The 18228-nt window shown below is 69.9% G+C and carries 19 protein-coding genes; 3 read left to right on the top strand and 16 right to left on the bottom strand.

Annotated elements, in window-relative coordinates:
- Positions 1-57: 57 nt before the first annotated feature.
- The gene (locus tag H0E82_RS10125; protein WP_180545336.1) at positions 58-1923 is read left to right on the top strand and encodes a TonB-dependent receptor domain-containing protein; all 1866 of its coding nucleotides are present in this window, start codon (positions 58-60) and stop codon (positions 1921-1923) included.
- A 61-nt stretch (positions 1924-1984) separates the two neighbouring features.
- Here H0E82_RS10125 and H0E82_RS10120 read toward each other — a convergent pair whose 3' ends face one another.
- The 8 genes from H0E82_RS10120 to H0E82_RS10085 all read right to left on the bottom strand — a co-directional run bounded on the left by H0E82_RS10120 (position 1985) and on the right by H0E82_RS10085 (position 9581).
- Positions 1985-2191 (bottom strand): cold shock domain-containing protein, encoded by a 207-nt coding sequence (locus tag H0E82_RS10120; protein ID WP_180545335.1) that lies wholly within the window; start codon positions 2189-2191, stop codon positions 1985-1987.
- A gap of 95 nt (positions 2192-2286) precedes the next feature.
- Positions 2287-3042 (bottom strand): S-methyl-5'-thioinosine phosphorylase, encoded by a 756-nt coding sequence (locus H0E82_RS10115; protein WP_180545334.1) that lies wholly within the window; start codon positions 3040-3042, stop codon positions 2287-2289.
- A gap of 208 nt (positions 3043-3250) precedes the next feature.
- Positions 3251-3811, bottom strand: coding sequence for a hypoxanthine-guanine phosphoribosyltransferase (locus H0E82_RS10110; protein ID WP_180545333.1), 561 nt, complete (start codon positions 3809-3811; stop codon positions 3251-3253).
- The gene (nagZ, locus tag H0E82_RS10105) at positions 3808-4791 is read right to left on the bottom strand and encodes a beta-N-acetylhexosaminidase (protein ID WP_180545332.1); all 984 of its coding nucleotides are present in this window, start codon (positions 4789-4791) and stop codon (positions 3808-3810) included. The genes H0E82_RS10110 and nagZ overlap by 4 nt, the downstream gene beginning before the upstream one ends.
- Positions 4792-4918: 127 nt before the next feature.
- The gene (locus H0E82_RS10100; protein WP_180545331.1) at positions 4919-5422 is read right to left on the bottom strand and encodes a CYTH domain-containing protein; all 504 of its coding nucleotides are present in this window, start codon (positions 5420-5422) and stop codon (positions 4919-4921) included.
- A gap of 16 nt (positions 5423-5438) precedes the next feature.
- Positions 5439-6776, bottom strand: coding sequence for a 23S rRNA (uracil(1939)-C(5))-methyltransferase RlmD (gene rlmD, locus H0E82_RS10095; RefSeq protein WP_328797007.1), 1338 nt, complete (start codon positions 6774-6776; stop codon positions 5439-5441).
- A 123-nt stretch (positions 6777-6899) separates the two neighbouring features.
- The gene (locus H0E82_RS10090) at positions 6900-7499 is read right to left on the bottom strand and encodes a YdbL family probable chaperone protein (protein WP_180545330.1); all 600 of its coding nucleotides are present in this window, start codon (positions 7497-7499) and stop codon (positions 6900-6902) included.
- 36 nt (positions 7500-7535) lie between these two features.
- Positions 7536-9581: a hypothetical protein gene (locus H0E82_RS10085; protein WP_180545329.1), complete on the bottom strand. Its 2046-nt coding sequence runs from the start codon at positions 9579-9581 to the stop codon at positions 7536-7538.
- A 33-nt stretch (positions 9582-9614) separates the two neighbouring features.
- Between H0E82_RS10085 and H0E82_RS10080 the strand changes: the two genes are divergently transcribed.
- The gene (locus H0E82_RS10080; protein ID WP_180545328.1) at positions 9615-10325 is read left to right on the top strand and encodes a response regulator; all 711 of its coding nucleotides are present in this window, start codon (positions 9615-9617) and stop codon (positions 10323-10325) included.
- Positions 10326-10402: 77 nt separating this feature from the next.
- Here the strand turns inward: H0E82_RS10080 and H0E82_RS10075 are convergent, their stop codons facing one another.
- On the bottom strand, positions 10403-11155 hold the full coding sequence (locus H0E82_RS10075; protein WP_180545327.1) for an ImmA/IrrE family metallo-endopeptidase: 753 nt from the start codon (positions 11153-11155) through the stop codon (positions 10403-10405).
- Positions 11156-11290: 135 nt separating this feature from the next.
- Here H0E82_RS10075 and H0E82_RS10070 point away from each other — a divergent pair, with 135 nt between their 5' ends.
- Positions 11291-12175 (top strand): AraC family transcriptional regulator, encoded by an 885-nt coding sequence (locus H0E82_RS10070; protein ID WP_180545326.1) that lies wholly within the window; start codon positions 11291-11293, stop codon positions 12173-12175.
- 195 nt (positions 12176-12370) lie between these two features.
- Here the strand turns inward: H0E82_RS10070 and recO are convergent, their stop codons facing one another.
- The 7 genes from recO to lepA all read right to left on the bottom strand — a co-directional run bounded on the left by recO (position 12371) and on the right by lepA (position 18223).
- Positions 12371-13093 carry a DNA repair protein RecO gene (recO, locus tag H0E82_RS10065; protein WP_180545325.1) on the bottom strand — a complete coding sequence of 241 codons (723 nt, stop codon included), beginning with the start codon at positions 13091-13093 and terminating at the stop codon, positions 12371-12373.
- A 14-nt stretch (positions 13094-13107) separates the two neighbouring features.
- The gene (locus tag H0E82_RS10060; RefSeq protein WP_180545324.1) at positions 13108-13536 is read right to left on the bottom strand and encodes a GFA family protein; all 429 of its coding nucleotides are present in this window, start codon (positions 13534-13536) and stop codon (positions 13108-13110) included.
- Positions 13526-14431, bottom strand: a complete 906-nt coding sequence (gene era, locus H0E82_RS10055; RefSeq protein ID WP_180545323.1) for a GTPase Era — start codon at positions 14429-14431, stop codon at positions 13526-13528. Before era ends, H0E82_RS10060 begins: the two co-directional genes overlap by 11 nt.
- Before the next feature lie 54 nt (positions 14432-14485).
- The gene (gene rnc / locus H0E82_RS10050; RefSeq protein WP_180545322.1) at positions 14486-15169 is read right to left on the bottom strand and encodes a ribonuclease III; all 684 of its coding nucleotides are present in this window, start codon (positions 15167-15169) and stop codon (positions 14486-14488) included.
- Positions 15153-15533: a DUF4845 domain-containing protein gene (locus H0E82_RS10045; RefSeq protein WP_180545321.1), complete on the bottom strand. Its 381-nt coding sequence runs from the start codon at positions 15531-15533 to the stop codon at positions 15153-15155. The genes rnc and H0E82_RS10045 overlap by 17 nt, the downstream gene beginning before the upstream one ends.
- A gap of 37 nt (positions 15534-15570) precedes the next feature.
- Positions 15571-16365, bottom strand: a complete 795-nt coding sequence (lepB, locus tag H0E82_RS10040) for a signal peptidase I (protein WP_180545320.1) — start codon at positions 16363-16365, stop codon at positions 15571-15573.
- Positions 16366-16426: 61 nt separating this feature from the next.
- Entirely contained in the window at positions 16427-18223 is a 1797-nt protein-coding gene (gene lepA / locus H0E82_RS10035; protein WP_180545569.1) for a translation elongation factor 4, read from the bottom strand.
- Between the last annotated feature and the right edge of the window lie 5 nt (positions 18224-18228).

Genomic DNA, 18228 nt, shown 5'->3' with positions numbered 1-18228 from the left:
GATCTCACGACCGAGCCGCCGCACGTGCGCGGGTGCACGTGCCGCAAGGAGACCGCAATGCCGTTCCGCATCCTCACCGTGGCGATCGTCGCCGCGCTCGCTTCACCGCTTGCCCATGCTGTCGCCGCAGCCGATGCCCGCGACCTCGACACCGTGCTGGTCACCGCCAACCGGGCCGAGAGCACGCTCGGCGACACCATCGTGCCGGCCCAGGTGATCGATCGCGCCGAGATCGAACGCCTCCAGCCGCGCGACCTGACCGACCTGCTGCGCGGGCGCGCGGGCATCGAGATCGGCAGCTCCGGCGGGCCGGGCCGCCTGACCTCCATCTTCATGCGCGGCACCGAATCGGATCACGTCCTGGTGCTGGTCGACGGCATCCGCATCGGCTCGGCCACCGCCGGCATTCCGCCGATCCAGGACATCCCGGTGGAGCACATCGAACGCATCGAGATCGTGCGCGGTCCGCGCGCCAGCCTGTACGGTTCCGACGCGATCGGCGGCGTCATCCAGATCTTCACCCGCCGTCCGGAGGGCGCGCTGACCTCGCATGCGCGCGTGGGGATCGGCAGCAATGCGCTGCGCGAGGCCAGCGCGGGCATCGGTGCACGCGGTACGCGCGCCTGGTACGGCGTCGACGCCGCCTTCCAGCGCACCGACGGCATCGACGCATGCCGCGGATCGGGCACGCTGTTCCAGGGCTGTTTCGTCGACGAGCCCGACCGTGACGGCTACCGCAACCGGTCCTTCACCGCACGCGGCGGCATCGAGCTCGCGGACGGTCTGAGCCTCGAGGGCAACGCCCTGCACGCCGACGCGTTCTCCGAGTTCGACGGCAGCATCTTCGGCGGCAACGAGGCGGACGTGGTGCAGCAGGTGGCCGGCGGGGCGCTGGTCTACGCGCCGTCTGACGATGTGCGCCTGACCGCCCGCGCCGGACGCGCCTACGACAAGTCCACGACCTACTTCCGCGACGCCGACGCCGGCACGCGCAGCGATGTCGGCCGCATCGACACGCGGCGCGATACCGCGTCGCTGCAGGCCGACATCGGCCTCACCGCGCAGCAGGGCATGAATCTGGGGTTCGACTGGCAGTCCGACGAGGTGATCGGCGCCACCGCCTACGCCCAGACCACGCGCAGGAACTTCGCCGTGTTCTCCGAGTACCGCGCACGTGTCGGTGCGCACCGGCTGCAGGCCGGCGTGCGCCACGACGACAACGAGCAGTTCGGCGGCCAGACCACCGGCAACGTCGGCTGGGGCGTGGACCTCGGGAGCGGCCTGCGCCTCAATGCGAGCGCCGGCACGAGTTTCAGGGCGCCTTCGTTCAACGATCTCTATTTTCCGTTCAGCGCCAATCCCGATCTCGAGCCCGAGCGTGCGAAGACCCTCAACCTGGGGCTCGCGCAGTACGGACGTCCGCTCGACTGGTCCTTCGACGTGTTCGAAAGCCGCATCGACGATCTGATCTTCCTCGACGGCAACTTCGTGCCGCAGAACATCCAGGAAGCGCGAATCCGCGGCGCGGAGCTCACGGTGTCGACGGCGCTCGCCGGCTGGAACCTGTCCACCCAGCTCAGCCATGTCGATCCGCGCGACCGCAGCGACAACGCCAACTTCGGCAACCGGCTCGCACGGCGGGCGCGCAACAGCGGGCGCTTCGACATCGACCGTGGATTCGGCGCGTGGCGCCTCGGCGCCACGCTGCGCGGCGCAGGCCAGCGCTGGGACAATGCCGCCAATACCGCGAGCGTCCCGGGCTACGGCACGGTGGACCTGCGTGCGTCGTGGACGTTCTCGCCGGACTGGACGCTCGAGGCCCGGGCCACCAACGTGTTCGACAAGGCCTACGAGACCGTGCAGTGGTACAACCAGGCGGGCCGCGAGTACGCTCTGGCGCTGCGCTGGCGTCCGCTCGACTGACGCCTTCCGGAGAAAAAAAGCCCCGCTTACGCGGGGTTTTTTTTCACGAAGCGAGCGATGCTCAGGCTGCCAGGGCGACACCCGTCGCCTGGACGCCCTTCGCCCTCTGGGTGACCTCGAAGCTCACCCGCCGCCCCTCTTGCAGCGTGCGGAAGCCGGTGGCGCTGATGGCCGAATCGTGCACGAACACGTCCGCGCTTCCATCCTCGGGTGCGATGAACCCGAAGCCCTTGGCGTCGTTGAACCACTCCACAGGGCCGTCGTGCATGAACGTCCGATCTCGTCTGGATGCGTCATACCGGGCGTGCCTGCAAGGAACCCGGCCGGCAGCCGAGTCTGCGAAGCGCACCGCAGCCGGCGCAATCAGCGGGCGAGCAGTGCGCGCAGCAGTGGTGGGATTCCCGCCGACGCGGCCGCGACGTTGTCGAGCACGTCCTGGAAGGTGATCACCTCGTCGACCTGGGGGCCTGCCCCCGCCGCCCAGTTGGCCACGATCGCGAGGCAGGCATAGTCCAGCCCGAGTTCCCGCGCGAGGCCCGCCTCGGGCATGCCGGTCATGCCGACGAGGTCGCAGCCGTCGCGGCGCATGCGGGCGATCTCGGCGCGCGTTTCCAGGCGGGGCCCCTGGGTGGCGCCGTAGCAGCCCCCGTCCACGAGCTCGACTCCGGCACTGCCCGCGGCTTCGAGCACCTCGCGCCGCAGCGACGGTGTGTAGGGATCGCCGAAGTCGACGTGCAACACCTCGCTGCCCTCGTCTTCGCCGAAGGTGGAGACCCGGCCCCAGGTGTAGTCGATCAGCTGGTCCGGGCAGGCCAGCACGCGTGGCCCGAACCGCCCGGTGATGCCGCCGACCGTATTGAGCGCCAAGACGCGTCGCGCGCCGAACGCATGCAGCGCCGAGAGGTTGGCCCGGTAGTTCACCCGGTGCGGCGGCAGGGAATGGCCTTCGCCATGGCGGGCCAGGAACGCGACCCGCCGGCCTTCGAGCGTGCCGACACGGACCGGTCCCGACAGCGCGCCGTAACGCGTCACCGGCTGGTGCGGTTCCACGTCCTGGAGATTCGCCAGCTGGTACAGGCCGGTGCCGCCGATGACGGCCAGATCGATGTCGAGATTCATGCAAGCGCTCTGGAATGGACGGAGACGGCGACCATTGTCGCCCGCGTGAGGTGTGCGGGCCGCCGGGTCGGCCCGGGTGGAGCGAGGGGGCTGGGCGAACCCGTGGACTGCGGCATGGGAGAGGTGACGGGCCGCATCGCGCGGCCGGCGCACGGTGCGCCACGCGGCGCCATCCCTGCGCGCCGCGCGCCGGCGGACGGGACCGCGATCACTCGGCCAGTGCGTAGATCGCCGGCAGGTTGCGCCCCTGCTCGTGCAGGTCCATGCCGTACCCGAACACATAGCGGTCCGGCACGACGACGCCGACGTAGTCAGCCTCTATACCCTCGACGCAGCGGTCGTGGTCCTTGGTCGCCAGCACCGCGATCCGCACGTCGGTCGCGCCCTGGTCCTCGCACCAGTGCTTGACCGCCTTGAGCGTGTGACCCTCGTCGAGGATGTCGTCGACCAGCAGCACACGCCGGCCCTGCAGCGGCGTCGCCGGGCGATGCAGCCAGGCCAGGCCCGAACCGGTGGTGTTGCCGCGGTAGCGGGTGGCGTGCAGGTAGTCGAGTTCCAGATCGATCTCGTTCTCGCCGAGCGCGAACGCGAGCTGCGCGGCGAACGGCATGCCGCCGTGCATGATGGTCAGGAACACCGGCGGCGTCTCGTCGTCGCCGTAGTCGTCCGCGATCTCGTCGGCCATCGCCTCGATGGCGTCCTCGAGCGCGTCACGGTCGAACAGCAGGTCGGCGGTATCGAGTGCATCGTCGAGGCGGGGGACGTTCATGCGATCTCTCCGGTTCGGGCGGACGCGCCGCCGGCGATGGCGCCGTCCCAGCCGAGCGGGCCACGCCCGATCAGGCCGGTCAGCGCCATGGTATTGAGCGTGCGACCCTCGACCGCGGCCAGCGATTCGGCGACCAGCTCCGGATGGCACACCAGCACCACGTCGCAGCCCGCGTCGAGATGCGCATCGACGCGTGCCTTGATGCCACCGGCGGAAAACGCCGCAGCCATGCCGATGTCGTCCGAGAACACCACGCCGCGGAAGCCCATCTGCTCGCGCAGGATCGTATTGATCCACAGCGACGAATAGCCGGCGGGCTCGGGCGCGACCTGTGGATAGACCACGTGCGCCAGCATGACCGCATCGGCGCCGGCGTCGATGCCGGCCACGAACGGCACCAGATCGTGGGCGCGGATGTCGTCGAGGCTGCGGCGGTCGACGGCGTCGTCGAAGTGGGTGTCCTCGCGTACCGAGCCGTGTCCGGGGAAATGCTTGAGCGTCGCGGCCATGCCGGCCTCGTGCATGCCCTCGACGTAGGCGCGCGTCAGCGCGGCGACGACGTGCGGATCGTCGGAAAACGCACGGTCGCCGATCGCCAGGTTGCCGTGACCGACGTCGACCACCGGCGCGAAGCTCAGATCGACCCCGCTGGCGCGCACTTCCTGCGCCATCGTCCGCGCATGAGCATGTGCGGCCGCCAACGCGGCGTGCGGATCTGCGAGGTACTGCGCGCCGAAACCGGCCAGAGACGGCAGCGCGGAATAGCCCTCCTGGAAACGCTGCACGCGGCCGCCCTCCTGGTCCACGCAGACCAGTTGCGGACGCGGCGCGGACGCGCGGATCGCCGCGGCCAGCTCGGCGATCTGCGCGCGCGAGGCGAAGTTGCGCTTGAACAGGATCACACCGGCGCAGGCGTCGTGCTGCAACCAGTCGCGCTCCTGCGCGGTGAGTTCGGTGCCGGCCACGCCGATCACGAGCATTGCGGATCTCCAGCCAATCACATCGGGCGATGCGGACCGGCATTGTCGCAGAAGCGACGGCTTGGTCCGGACAGCGCGTCCGCGCGTTCAGGCGGCTGCGGCGGCGGCCCGCCCACCGGGTCGCTGGTCAGTCCCGCTCGCCGGGCGCCCATGTGGCGAACGGACGCGAGGCCAGGGCCAGGTTGTAGAAGCGGGCCTCGTCGGTGACCTCGCGGCCGAGCCAGGCGGGTCGCTCGAATGCGGCGTCGGCGCTGGCGAGCTCGACTTCCGCGACGACGAGGCCTGCGTTGTCGCCGAGGAACTCGTCCACTTCCCACAGATGCGCGCCGTGCCGCACGAGGTGGCGCCGCTTCTCCACCAGCCCGCCGACACACAGGGCCAGCAGGGCGCGCGCGTCCTCCGTCGGCACGGCCCATTCGAACTCCTGCCGCGTGTGCCCGAGCGCCCGCGACTTGATGTTGAGCCGGGCGCCATCGCCTTCCATGCGCACCCGCACCGACGCCTTCTGCGCGCCGCGTTCCATCGCCGCCTGGTCGTTGAGGTACCCCTGCGCCATCGGCACCACCGCGTGGGCGGCCTCGCGCCAGGCGTCGGAGGTCACACGGAATTTGCGTTCGATCTCGACACCCATGGCAGCACCTCCCGGTTTACTTCTTCACGAACAGCGCGATCGACTCGACGTGCGCGGTCTGCGGAAACATATCCATCACCCCGGCATCGGCCAGGGTCCAGCCGCGCTCGTTCACCAGGTAACCCGCGTCGCGCGCCAGCGAGGCCGGGTGGCAGCTGACGTAGACGATGCGCCCGAAGCGCTCGAGCGGCAGCTGGCGGAGCACGTCGATCGCGCCGGAGCGCGGCGGATCCAGCAGCAGCTTGTCGAAGCCCTGGCGCATCCATGCAGTGCCACGCTGGTCCTGGGTGAGGTCGGCGGCGAAGAACTCCGCATTGGCCAGCCCGTTGTGCGCGGCATTCTCCCGGGCGCGCGCCACCAGCCCGGCCTCGCCCTCGACTCCAACCACTTCGCGAACGCGCCGGGCCAGCGGCAGGGTGAAGTTGCCGAGGCCACAGAACAGGTCCAGCACCCGGTCCCCGGGCGCCAGATCCAGCAGCTCGAACGTGTGCGCGATCATCGCTTCGTTGAGCCGTGCATTGACCTGGATGAAGTCCAGCGGGCGGAAGGTCAGCTCCACGTCCCACGGGGCCAGGCGGAATGCGAGCGCGGGCGACGCCGGCCACAGTGGATGCACGCTGTCGACGCCGCCCGGCTGCAGGAAGATCGCCATGCGCTGGCGCTGCCCGAACGCGACCAGTGCCGCATGATCGACGTCCGACAGCGGCTGCAGGTGCCGGAACACCAGAGCGACGCCATCGAACTCCGGCGTGGCGTCGCCGGCGATGAACTCGATCTGCGGAATGTGGCTGCGCGCCGCCAGGCCATCGACCAGTGCCGACAGCGCAGGAACGACCGCGCCGATCGCCGGGATCACGGTATGGCATTCATGGAGGTCGGCGACGAAGCGCGGGTCGCGCTCACGGAAACCGACCAGCGTCTTGTCTTTCTTGTCCACCCGGCGCACCGAGAACCGGCCCTTGCGTCGGTAGCCCCAGGGATGGTCGACCAGCGGCGGCATCCAGCGCGTCGGCGTCACGTGGCCGATGCGTTCGAAGTTCTCGCGCAGCACGCGCTGCTTGGACAGGATCTGCTGACCGGAATCGAGGTGCTGCAGGGCGCACCCGCCACAGATCCCGAAATGCGCGCAGCGCGGCGCCACCCGGTGCTCGGAGGCGCGCAGCACCTCGAGGGCCACCGCCTCGTCGAAACTGCGCGATCGCGCGGTGCGCTGGGCCAGGACCTGTTCGCCCGGCAGCGCACCGGCGACGAAGACGGCCTTGCCGTCGGCTAGGCGGGCGACGCCGCGGCCGTCGTGAGTGGAATCGACGACGTCGACCTGGAAGGGCGTTTGATCGAGGCGTTTACGGGCCACGTGGCGAAGGCTTCGGGCGACAGGGCCGCGTATTGTCGCAGACGCGGCGCACGGGCCTTCCCCCCCGTCCCGGACACGCGACGGGCCGCCCGGAGGCGGCCCGTCGGATACAGGATGCGTGACCTACTTCTGCTGCCAGTTGCCGCCCTGCTGGTACCACCAGCCCGAGCGGGCACTCGCGATCCACTGGCGCGCGAACACGTCACGGATCTGCGCTTCCCACTCCGGATGGCCGTTGGCCACCGCGATCTCGCGATACACCGCCTGGCGGTCGCGGTTGTCGTCGGCGACCGCGGTGTTGATCGCCACCCGGTCGCGGATCGGCAGCTCCGAGGCGTCACGCACGACGATCAGGCCGTTGCCGCCGAAGCCCAGCGCGCCGGAATCGAAGTGCGGCCGCAACGTGCCGTTGAACCGCTGCTCCATGCGCGACTGGATCGCCTGGATGGCCGGCGTGCGGATGGTGATGTCCGGTGTCTGCGCCTGGGCGTTGCCGATCCCGAGCAGCATCCAGGCATCGAAGCGCGGCGCGCGCTGGGCCATGCCGCCGCCGGGCGGCGGCGTCGCGGGTGCGGTGCCGGCCGGCGCCTGATCGCCGATCACGTTCTCGACGAACTCGCGCGCCGCTTCCTTGGCCTCGGCAGCGGGGAAATAGACATTGATCGTCACGCACGCGGTCAGCGCCAGGGCGGCGAGGATCGGCAGTCCGGTCCAACGGTTCATCAGGAATCTCCGTGCAGGAAAAAAAGAACAATGCGCTCAATCGAACACCGGTTCGACGTCGCCCCCGGCGACGGCGACCAGCCGCGCGATCAGGGTGGGCCAGTCCACGTCGCGATTGTGGCCGACCACATCGAGCCGCGGCAGGCCGGCGCCTTCGACGATAGTAAAGGTGGAAGGCCCTGAACGCAGACCGCCCATCCTGCAGACCTCATTGCGCAGGCGGCACGAGATGCCGATGGCGCGATAACCGAAGTCGTCGAAGATGCCGATCAGCTGGCCCTGCAGACTGGTGACGAACGAGGCATCGCCCACGCTGGAGATGTTCTGCACGGCGCGCTGGCTGATGCGCTGGCGCACGCCCGGGGCACGCTCGGTATGAAGCTCGGCGTCGAAGGCGGTGGCGGTCCAGTCGATCAGTCGCAGGTCGTCGATGCGTCCGTGCAACCTGCCCTCGATACTGCCGAAACCGAACACCCCGGTCAGCGCCCGGAGATCGAGGCCGGTGATCGCGAGGTCCCCCGCCACGGTGGGCGCCACGCCGAACGGCCGTTCGATCGACAACGCGGCCACGTCCACCCGCCCGCCGAACAGGTCCATCGACAGCCCGCCGTCGAAGTCGATGCGGTTGTCCGCATAGCGCACGATCGGGATACGCCCTTCCAGGCGGCCCTCGAATGCCGGCAGGTCGAGTGCCTTGGCGAGGGCGCCGATGTCGAGGGCCTCGAGCCACAGCTCGGTCTGCATGCGGAACCGGCCTTCGACCGAGGGCGGCTGCAGCATCAGGGCCTCGAACCCGATACGTCCCCCCAGGAGCGAAAACGCGACCGGCGCGCGCAGGCGCAGGCGTCCGTCGCCGCTGAGCAGGCTCCATGCGGCCGCATCGAAGGGCATGCCGTACAGCGCGCCTCCGCGCCAGGCGAAGGCACTGCGCACCGGCGCGTGGGCCGAGTACCGGATCGCGCCGTCGAGGCCATCGAGCCGGAAGCGCGCCTCGCTGTCGCCCACGTCGAGCGTGCGCAGCACGAGTCCGGCATCGCGCAACACGCCGTGCTCCAACGACAGCGTGGCCTCGAATCCGCCCTGGAGTGACAGCCCCGACAGGCCCGCCGGCCCCAGCCAGCCGGACAGATAGCGTGCGGGAAGCACACCGGCATCGGCGCTCACGGCGGTGAGATCGATGGCGGCGAGGTCGAGCGTCTCGGTCAGTCGCGCCGTGCCGTCGAGGACCAGCGCGGCGCCGTCGTTCCAGGCCAGACGCGGGAAATCCCAGCCGCCCCCGGGCGCGCGCACGGCATCGAGACCGAGGCCCACCGGGCTGTCGGGAAGTGCGAGATAGGCCGCGCCGAGAAGAACCTCGCCGCCGCGCAGCGCGCCGTCGAGCGTGAGCTCGGTGGCACCGTCGGACAGGCGCATCCGGAAGCGCAGATCGGCACCGAGTCCCGCACTGGCGATATCGCCGGCGTCGGATTCGAGCGCGAGGTCGGCAGCCGCAAGATGCCCGGCGATCTGCAATGGCGCCGCGTCCGGTGCGTCGATGTGCACCTCGCCGTCCAGGCGGCCGCCCCGCACCTGCCCGCCTGCCCAGCCCTGGCGCACCAGGGCCTCGGCCCATGCCGCCGGCACCTGGCGCAGATCGAGCGTGGTGCGCGCGGGCGAGCGCGCATCGCGGGCCAGCGCCAGACGTCCGCCGTCGCCGGTCAGCACCGCGCCGGTATGCGCCCCGTCCAGCTCGACCGCCAGCCGCAGGCTGCCTCCTTCCGCGCTGCGCAGCGCGCCGTCGCAGCGCCAGCGCACGTCGCCGGGCCTGCCGCCCGCCACGCGGCGCAGCGGGCATTGCCAGTCGACGTTCTCGAAGCGCCAGCCGAGTTCCCCGGCATCCACCCGCCCGGCCTGCAGCCGCAGCCGGCCTTCAGGCGCATCCGTCGGCCACTCCAGCGACACACGCACATCGTCCAGCACCGCGACCGGCGTGGTCACCCTCTCGATGCGCGCCCGCGCCCGCGGTTCGCCGGCCGCCTCCGCGCGCCAGGCCGGCATGGCGGCCAGCAACAGGGTTAGGATCGTCAGAAGGCGGAAGGACATCGCCGGAGAATACCCGTCCCGCAAGGAGCGCCCATGACCCGATTGCTGCTGGTCGAAGACGACCCCACCAGCCGGAACTTCCTGCTTGCCGCCGCTGCCGCGCTGCCCGCCGATGTGGAGGTGGCGGCCACGGTGGCGCAGGCCTACACCCGCGCCGCCAGGGGCGGCCACGACGCCTGGCTCATCGACGCGCAGTTGCCCGACGGCACCGGCGTCGGCCTGCTTGCGCAGTTGCGGCGCGACGGCCTCGAAGTACCGGCGCTGGCCCATACCGCGGCGCGCGAGAGCGATGCCCTGGACGCACTGCGCGCTGCCGGCTTCGTGCTGGCCGTGAGCAAACCGCTCAGCGCGGGCGCGTGGCAGGCCGCGATCCGTCGCCTGCTGGGCCCCACGCGGGCTGCCGACCGGCCTTCGCAGCCGTCGTCGGAGTCGCCGTCCGGCGCTGCGGTCTGGAACGCGGCCGCCGCACTTGCGGCCGTCGGCGGCGACGCCGCCAACGCCCAGGCGCTGCGTGCGCTGTTCCTCGGCGAGCTTCCCGGAACGCGGGACACCATCGTCCGCGCGAGCGAGACACAGGACCTGCCGGCGGTGCGCGCGGCCCTGCATCGGCTGCGTGCGGGCTGCGGCTTCGTCGGCGCCGACCGCCTCGGCACCGCGGCAGCGGCACTCCATGCCACGCCCGACTCCCGCGATGCCCTGCGTGCGTTCCGCGACGCCGTGCAGCGCACCCTGGAGGGCGGATGACCACGGCGCGCGCCGGCCTCGGAACCACCCATGGCCGGGGCGGCCCGCTCCGGTAGCCCGCGGCACGCTGCGCCGGCTCAGCGATCGCTGGCGTCGGTCGGCACCCTCATGTTGCGGACGAGCTGCGCGAAATCGAGGCCGCCGCGTTGCTCCAGTGCATCGAGGACGAAGCGGAACTGGAACCAGGCGTAGGACATCGGATCCGAGCCCAGTGCCTCGTAATTCGCATTGAAGTGCTCGGCCGCTGCCGCGCCCGGCGGTACGGGATCGGGCAAGCGCGCGGCCACAGGCGCCAGTACCCGATGCAGCTCGGCGAGATAGGCTTCGCCTTCGCGGGTCTGTCGCCAGAACGCCACCGCCAGCGCATTCGCCTCGGCCTCGTTCCGATAGTGGTCTGCATCGCGGAAGAATTCTTCGTTGGAGGTGTGTCCCCTGGCCTGCGCCTGGACCCAGTGCGCCGCTTCGTGGGCGATGAAGAACTGCTGGAAGAGCAGATCGAACAGCCGCCGCCCGGCTACGTCCCCGCCTCCCAGATGCATGAAGACCTCCTGCGTCGCAGGATCGAGCTCCTGCCACCACGGCAGGTAGATCGTGCGGGTATCGAAGCTCACCAGGATCAGTGCCGGCGTGTTCCGCACCTCGACCGCAACCGGCGCCAGGTCCAGCACCGCCGCGTCACGTGCCTGGCGCAGGACGTCCTCGACCACATCCGTGGCGCCTGCATGCAGCGCCGCCTTGTCGGCGTACTGGCAGCGACAGGCCTCGGCCCGGACGATGCCGCTGGGGAGGCCGAGACAGACAAGGAGGACGGCAAACAGGGAACGTGGCATGACGGTTACTCCGGGGAACGTATGGCGGGGATGCATCGTGCGGGCGGCGCCAGCCTTGACACGGTAGCCCTGGGCACCCAGCCTCGTCCTTCGAAATCCTGCTGTTCGTCGCCGCATGCTGCCGAGGGGAGCCCGATGCAGGCAGGCGTACCGATCGCCCAGATGAACAAGATTCCGCCGGGGATGGGGACGGCGCTGCTCGCCCGCGCCGAGTGGAGCTTCTGCGCGATGGAGCACTCGCGCATCGAGGCGACCCGCCTGGAAGCCCCGGGCCTGCCCTTCCATCACCTTGCGCTTCCCCTCGGCACGGCGGTACCGCGGATCGGCTTCCGGCTCCAGGGCCATGGCCAGGCGTTCACAGAACGAGACGAACTTTCGGTGATCGAGGCCGGCGTCGGCGGAGCGTCGTGGTGGGAAACCCCGCTGGAAGCCGCCTGTTTCTATTTCTCGACCGACGCTTTGGCCGCCGCGCTGGGGCCGGAAGTCGATGCGGCCGGCCACCGGCTGCGCAGCGGTCGACGACTCGACGCCCCGCTCGCCGTGCAGCTGCTGCACGCATTGCGCACGGACGCCGCGAATGGACAGCCGCACGGGACGCTGGTGGGCGATGCACTCTTCGTCGCCCTCGCGGCCGTGCTGGTACCGACCCCCACGCACCGGCGTGTCGGCGCGCGGACGGGATCGCGCGACTGGCGCGTGCGACGGGCGCTGGAGTACATCCACACGAATCTCGCGACCCGGCTCGATCTAGCGGCCATCGCCGCCGCGGCGTCGACCAGCCTCTTCCACCTCAGCCGCACCTTCCGCGTGACCATCGGGTGCTCGATCTGGCAGTACGTGCTGCGCGCCCGGGCCGAGCGCGCTCTGGTGGTGATGCGCGATCCGCGTTTGAGCCTGGCAGCGGTCGCACAGGCCGTCGGCTTCGACACGTATGCGGGTTTCGTGGCGGTCATCAGCCGCGAGTACGGACAGACCCCGGCCCGCCTGCGGCGCACGTTGACGAGTGCGCCTCACGGATAGCGTGGGAGGCGGGCTCGGCGGGTGTATGCGCGCTCTGGCGCCGGTCGGGACGTCGACAGGCGACGCATATTCGCGTCGCGACGGGCTCGAGCCGATGACGTGAGCGCGCGTTCGAACCTTCCGCCCCAAGCGGATCCCGGCGGCGTCCACCTGCTGCGAAGCTCGACAGGTCCAGTCGCCGCTCCAACCCGTGGGTCAGCGACCCGCCAGATCGCTGGCGAGCTCCCACGACTTCAGACCGCGCGGTCCCAGGTGGTGTGCGAGCACCGTGCGCAGGGCACGACGTAGGCCGGCGAGGTCCGCGCTGTCGGGCGGGGTGTCGCCGGCCGCGAGCGCCAGCAGGCCTTGGCCGGTGGCCGCTGCGTTGCGTTCGCCCGCACCGCTGTCCTGCCGGAGCCGCCGCGGACCATGCTCGGGGTCCAGGCGGTAGCGTGCGGCGGGATCGATCGGCTCGCCGTCGCCGTCGTGATCCAGGGCGAACCCCACGCCCAGCGCATCGAGCAGGTCGCGCTCGAACCGGCGCAGGGTCCAGGCCAGGCCTGTCGGGATGCGCAGGCGCTCGCGCACACGGGAATAGGCATCGAACAGCTCCGGCGCGGGATCCTGACGCGGCGCGAGGCGAAGCACCAGTTCGCAGACGTAGAAGCCCGCCAGCATCGCGTCGCCGCTCAGTCGCGGCGCCGCATCGAGTGCCTCGGCGCCGCGCAGCTGGGCGAGCTCACCGCGCAACACCACCGACAAGCGCACCAGCTGCAATGGCTGCAGGGCGGCGCGCAGCACATGGCGCTTCGGGCCCTGCACGCCGCGCGCCACGAGCCCGAGCCTGCCGTGGTCGCGGGTCAGCACTTCGACCAGAAGACTGGTCTCGCGCCACGGCCGCGCGTGGAGCACGTGGGCGGCCTGGTCCTCGATGCGCATGGGCCCGCGGGGCCTCAGCCGGCAGCGCCCATCCGGGCGAGAAACTCGGCCTCGGTCAGGCGTTCTCCGGCCTCGACGAAGGCGTACCAGTCGGGCTTGGCGTCGACGAAGATCTCCATCGTCAGAGTGGCGCCCGGCAGCGTCTCGAACAGGCCCGCCGCCACGTAATGCGCGTCGTCGGCGAGGCTCCGGTAAAACAGGTGGCTGCCGCACTGCGCACAGAACGCGCGTTCGGCCCACTCGGAGGACGCGAACCGCGACACCAGCCCCCCGCCCTGTTCGATCCGCAATCCGGGGCCGGCGTGGACCACCATGGCGGGGCCACCGCCCCAGCGCCGGCACATGCGGCAGTGGCAGACACTGATGCCGGCATCACCGGCCGGAATGCTGATGACCACGCTGCCGCACAGGCACTGCCCCTGGGCGCGCTGCTCAGTCGCCATAACCCAGCGCCTTGAGTGCGGCTTCGTCGTCGGACCAGCCCTCGCGCACGCGCACCCAGGTCTCGAGGAAGACCTTGGCGTCGAACAGACGCTCCATTCCGAGCCGCGCGCGGGTGCTGATCTCCTTCAGCCGGGTCCCTGCCTTGCCGATCACGATGGCCTTCTGGCCCTCGCGCTCGACCCAGATCACCGCGCCGATGCGCAGCATGGTGCCGTCGACGGTGAAGCTTTCGATCTCGACCGTCGTCGCATACGGCAGCTCGTTTCCGAGCTGGCGCATCAGTTGCTCGCGCACCAGTTCGCCGGCCAGGAACCGCTGACTCTTGTCGGTGATCTCGTCTTCGCCGTAGAGCGCCGCCTGGAGCGGCAGCAGCGGCAACACGGTGGCAACGAGCTGCGGCAGGCCGTTGCGCTTGAGTGCGGACAGCGGCACCACGCCGGCGAATTCGCGACCGCCGGTCACCGTCTGCAGGTACGGCAGCAACGCGGTCTTGTCCTTCATCCGGTCGATCTGGTTGACCACCAGCACCACCGGCACACCTGCGTCGCGCAGTGCTTCGAATGCCAGCGTGTCCTCGTCGTCCCAGCGCCCGGCCACGACCACCAGCAGCGCCGCGTCCACACCCTCGAGGGCGCCGCGCGCGGCCCGGTTCATGATCCGGTTCATCGCCCGCCTCTGTTCGCGGTGGATGCCGGGGGTGTCGACCAGCATCAGCTGGCCCTGCGGAAAGGTCGCGATGCCCAGCAGACGGTGGCGCGTGGTCTGGGGGCGATTGGAGACGATGCTGACCTTCGCGCCGACGAGCGCGTTGACCAGGGTGGACTTGCCGACGTTGGGTCGGCCGATCACGGCGACGAAGCCGGCGTGGTGGGACGTGGGGGTGCTCTCGGTCATGCCGGCATTCTACGGCTTGCCGCGGGGGGCGCGCCGGAACGCGGGCGTCGTGGCTCAGCGCACGCCGTCGAGCTGGCCGATCACGCCTTCGGCCGCGCGCTGTTCAGCGGCGCGGCGCGAGCTGCCCTGCCCGTCCGCGTGCACCGCGCCGTCGCCCAGCGCGCAGCGCACCAGGAACACCTTGGCGTGTTCTTCTCCGCTCTCGCCGAGCAGTTCGTACTGGGGCAGCGGACGCTGGCGCGCCTGCAGCCATTCCTGCAGGCGGGTCTTCGCATCCTTCGTGACCTGGCCGCTGGCCAGCACCGCGATGGTGCGGTCGAACAGCGGAAGCACGACGTTGCGGCAGCCGTCCAGACCTGCATCGAGGTACACGGCGGCGATCAGCGCCTCGAGCGCGTCGGCCAGGATCGAATCGCGACGATGTCCGCCGGACTTCATCTCGCCGGGGCCCAGTACCAGACGGGCCCCGATCTCGAGCTCGCGGGCCACGGCCGCCAGCGAGGATTCACGCACCAGCTCCGCGCGGGCGCGGGTGAGCGTGCCTTCGTCGGCGGTGGGCCAGCGTGCGTAGAGCGCTTCGGCGATCAGCGCGCCGAGAATGGCGTCGCCGAGGAACTCGAGCCGCTCGTTGTGCGGTGCGCCGGCACTGCGATGCGTCAGCGCCTGCACCAGCAGGGCGGGATCGCGGAACACGTGCCCCGCGAACCGCCCCTGCTGCCGGTCACACGCCGTCGCCACCGCGGCGCAGCATCTGCGTGGCGTGGAACTTGCCCACGACGTCGAGATTGCCGATCAGCGGACGGCGCACCTCGTACTGCACGTCCATCTGCCAGCCGTTGTCGACGCGGCGGATCTTGACGTTCTGCGGCTTCACGTTCTCCGAATAGCTGATGTAGAGCCGGCGGAAGAACAGATCCTGGATGCGCGCAGGATCGGAGGCCGCCACGCCCGACTCGTTGGCGAGCCCCTTCAGTGCGGATTTGACGCTGTAGTACTCGGAGTACATCGGAAACAGCTTCATGCCCACATAGGCGAAGAAACCGATGACCGCCAGCACGATGATGAAGCCCAGCAGGGTGATGCCGCGTTGCGTGCGTCTCATGGAACGTCCCCTCGAAAACCGGCCTGCCGCCGGCGGCTCAGCGGATCGGATTGCCGATCCTTCCCCAGTCGACCCAGCCCGGCGCGGCGGTATCGACGTTCATCCAGATCAGGAACGCCTTGCCACGCAGCTGGGTCTCGGGAAGCGTACCCCAGAAGCGGCCGTCGTCGCTGCGGTCACGGTTGTCGCCCATCACGAAGTAATGGCCCTGCGGCACGTGGAAGGTGCCCTCGCCGAGGTGGAACGGCGCGGCCTGGTCGATATGCAGGATCTCGTGGCGTCGGTCCGGCATCTGCTCGGCATAGAGCGAGGCCCCGGTCATCTCGGCGCCGCGGCCCACGCCCTCGTAGGTGGCGAGGCGCTCGTAGCCGAAGGCGACCTCGTTGACGAAGACCTGATTGTCGCGGAATTCGATGGTGTCGCCGGGCAGGCCGATCACGCGCTTGATCCAGTCCTGGTCGGGGTGCTGGGGCGGGCGGAACACCACCACGTCACCGCGCTCGGGCGCGCCGATGTCGACGACCTTCCGGTTGGTGATCGGCAGGCGGATGCCGTAGCTGAACTTGTTGACCAGGATGAAGTCGCCGATCAACAGCGTCGGCATCATCGAGCTGGAGGGGATCCGGAACGGCTCGGCGACGAAGCTGCGCAGGATCAGGACCACGATCAGCACCGGAAAGAAGGCGCGCGAGTAGTCGACCAGCACCGGCTCGCGGGCCTCGATCAGGCCGCCGCGACGTGCGCGCCGCTTGGCCAGGAACAGCCTGTCCAGCAGCCAGATGACGCCGGTGAGCAGCGTCAGCACGACCAGCGCGGTCTCGAACCATTTCATGCAGGATCCTCGGAAGAACTCGGACGGGCCGGGGCGGCGGCCGGCGCTATCAAACCACGAATCAGGAGTCGCGGGAGGTGCTGAGCACGGCGAGGAAGGCCTCCTGCGGAATCTCGACGCGGCCCACCTGCTTCATGCGCTTCTTGCCTTCCTTCTGCTTCTCGAGGAGCTTCTTCTTGCGCGAGATGTCGCCGCCGTAGCACTTGGCGAGCACGTTCTTGCGCATCGCCTTGACCGTGGTGCGCGCGATCACCTGCGAGCCGATCGCCGCCTGGATCGCCACATCGAACATCTGCCGCGGGATGAGCTCCTTCATCTTCTCGGTGAGCTCGCGGCCCCGTCGGTCCGCATGCTGACGATGCACGATCAGCGACAGTGCATCGACTTTGTCGCCGTTGATCAGCGTGTCCACGCGCACGAACGGCCCGGCCTGGAAGCGCAGGAAGTGGTAGTCCAGCGACGCGTAGCCGCGGCTGACCGACTTCAGCTTGTCGAAGAAATCCAGCACCACCTCGGCCATCGGCAGTTCGTAGGCGATCTGCACCTGGCTGCCCATGTAGGTGATGCCGATCTGGCTGCCGCGCTTCTCCTCGCACAGGGTGATCACGTTGCCGACGTAATCGGGCGGTGTGAGCACGTTGGCGCGGATGATCGGCTCGCGGATCTCCTCGATCTGGTTCGCCGGCGGCAGCTTGGCGGGATTGTCGAGGCTGACCACCTCGCCGTCGGTGCGCAGCACTTCGTAGATCACGGTGGGCGCGGTGCTGATCAGATCGAGGTTGTACTCGCGCTCCAACCGCTCCTGCACGATCTCCATGTGCAGCATGCCGAGGAAGCCGCAGCGGAAGCCGAAGCCCATCGCCTCGGAGCTCTCGGGCTCGAACCGGAGCGCGGCATCGTTGAGGCGCAGCTTGTCGAGCGCCTCGCGCAGCGACGGATAATCCTCGGCATCGATCGGGAACAGGCCTGCGAACACGCGCGGCTGCATTTCCTGGAACCCGGGCAGCGCTTCGGGTGCGGGGTCGGCCTGCAGCGTCAGGGTGTCGCCGACGGGGGCGCCGTGCACATCCTTGATGCTCGCGTTGATCCAGCCCACTTCGCCCGCGCGCAGGGCCTTGGTTTCCTTGCGCTTGGGCGTGAACACGCCGACCTTGTCGACCTGGTGCCAGCGCCCGGTCGACATCACCTGGATCTTGTCGCCCGGCTTGATCTCGCCCTGCATGACGCGAACCAGCGACACCACGCCCAGGTAGTTGTCGAACCAGGAATCGATGATCAGGGCCTGCAGCTTGTCACTGCCGCGATCCGCCGGCGGCGGGATGCGCTGCACGATCGCCTCGAGCACCTCGACCACGTTCAGGCCGGTCTTGGCGCTGACCGCCACCGCGTCCTCGGCGTCGATGCCGATCACGGCCTCGATCTCCGCCTTCGCGCGTTCGATGTCGGCCGTGGGCAGATCGATCTTGTTGAGCACCGGCACCACTTCCAGGCCCTGCTCGATCGCCGTGTAGCAGTTGGCGACCGATTGCGCCTCCACGCCCTGTGCCGCGTCGACCACCAGCAGCGCGCCTTCGCACGCCGCCAGGGACCGGCTGACCTCGTAGCTGAAGTCGACGTGGCCGGGGGTGTCGATGAAGTTCAGATGGTAGACCTGGCCATCGCGCGCGGTGTACGGCAGCGACACCGACTGCGCCTTGATGGTGATGCCGCGCTCGCGCTCGATCGGATTCGAGTCGAGCACCTGCGCCTCCATCTCGCGGGCCTGGAGGCCGCCGCACAGCTGGATGATGCGGTCGGCCAGGGTCGACTTGCCGTGGTCGACGTGGGCGATGATGGAGAAATTGCGGATGTTCCGCATCGAAT

This window comes from Luteimonas deserti (genome assembly GCF_013425765.1).
Classification (GTDB): Bacteria; Pseudomonadota; Gammaproteobacteria; order Xanthomonadales; family Xanthomonadaceae; genus Luteimonas; species Luteimonas deserti.
Note: the sequence above shows the minus strand (reverse complement) of the source record. Positions and strands in the feature narration are given on the sequence as shown.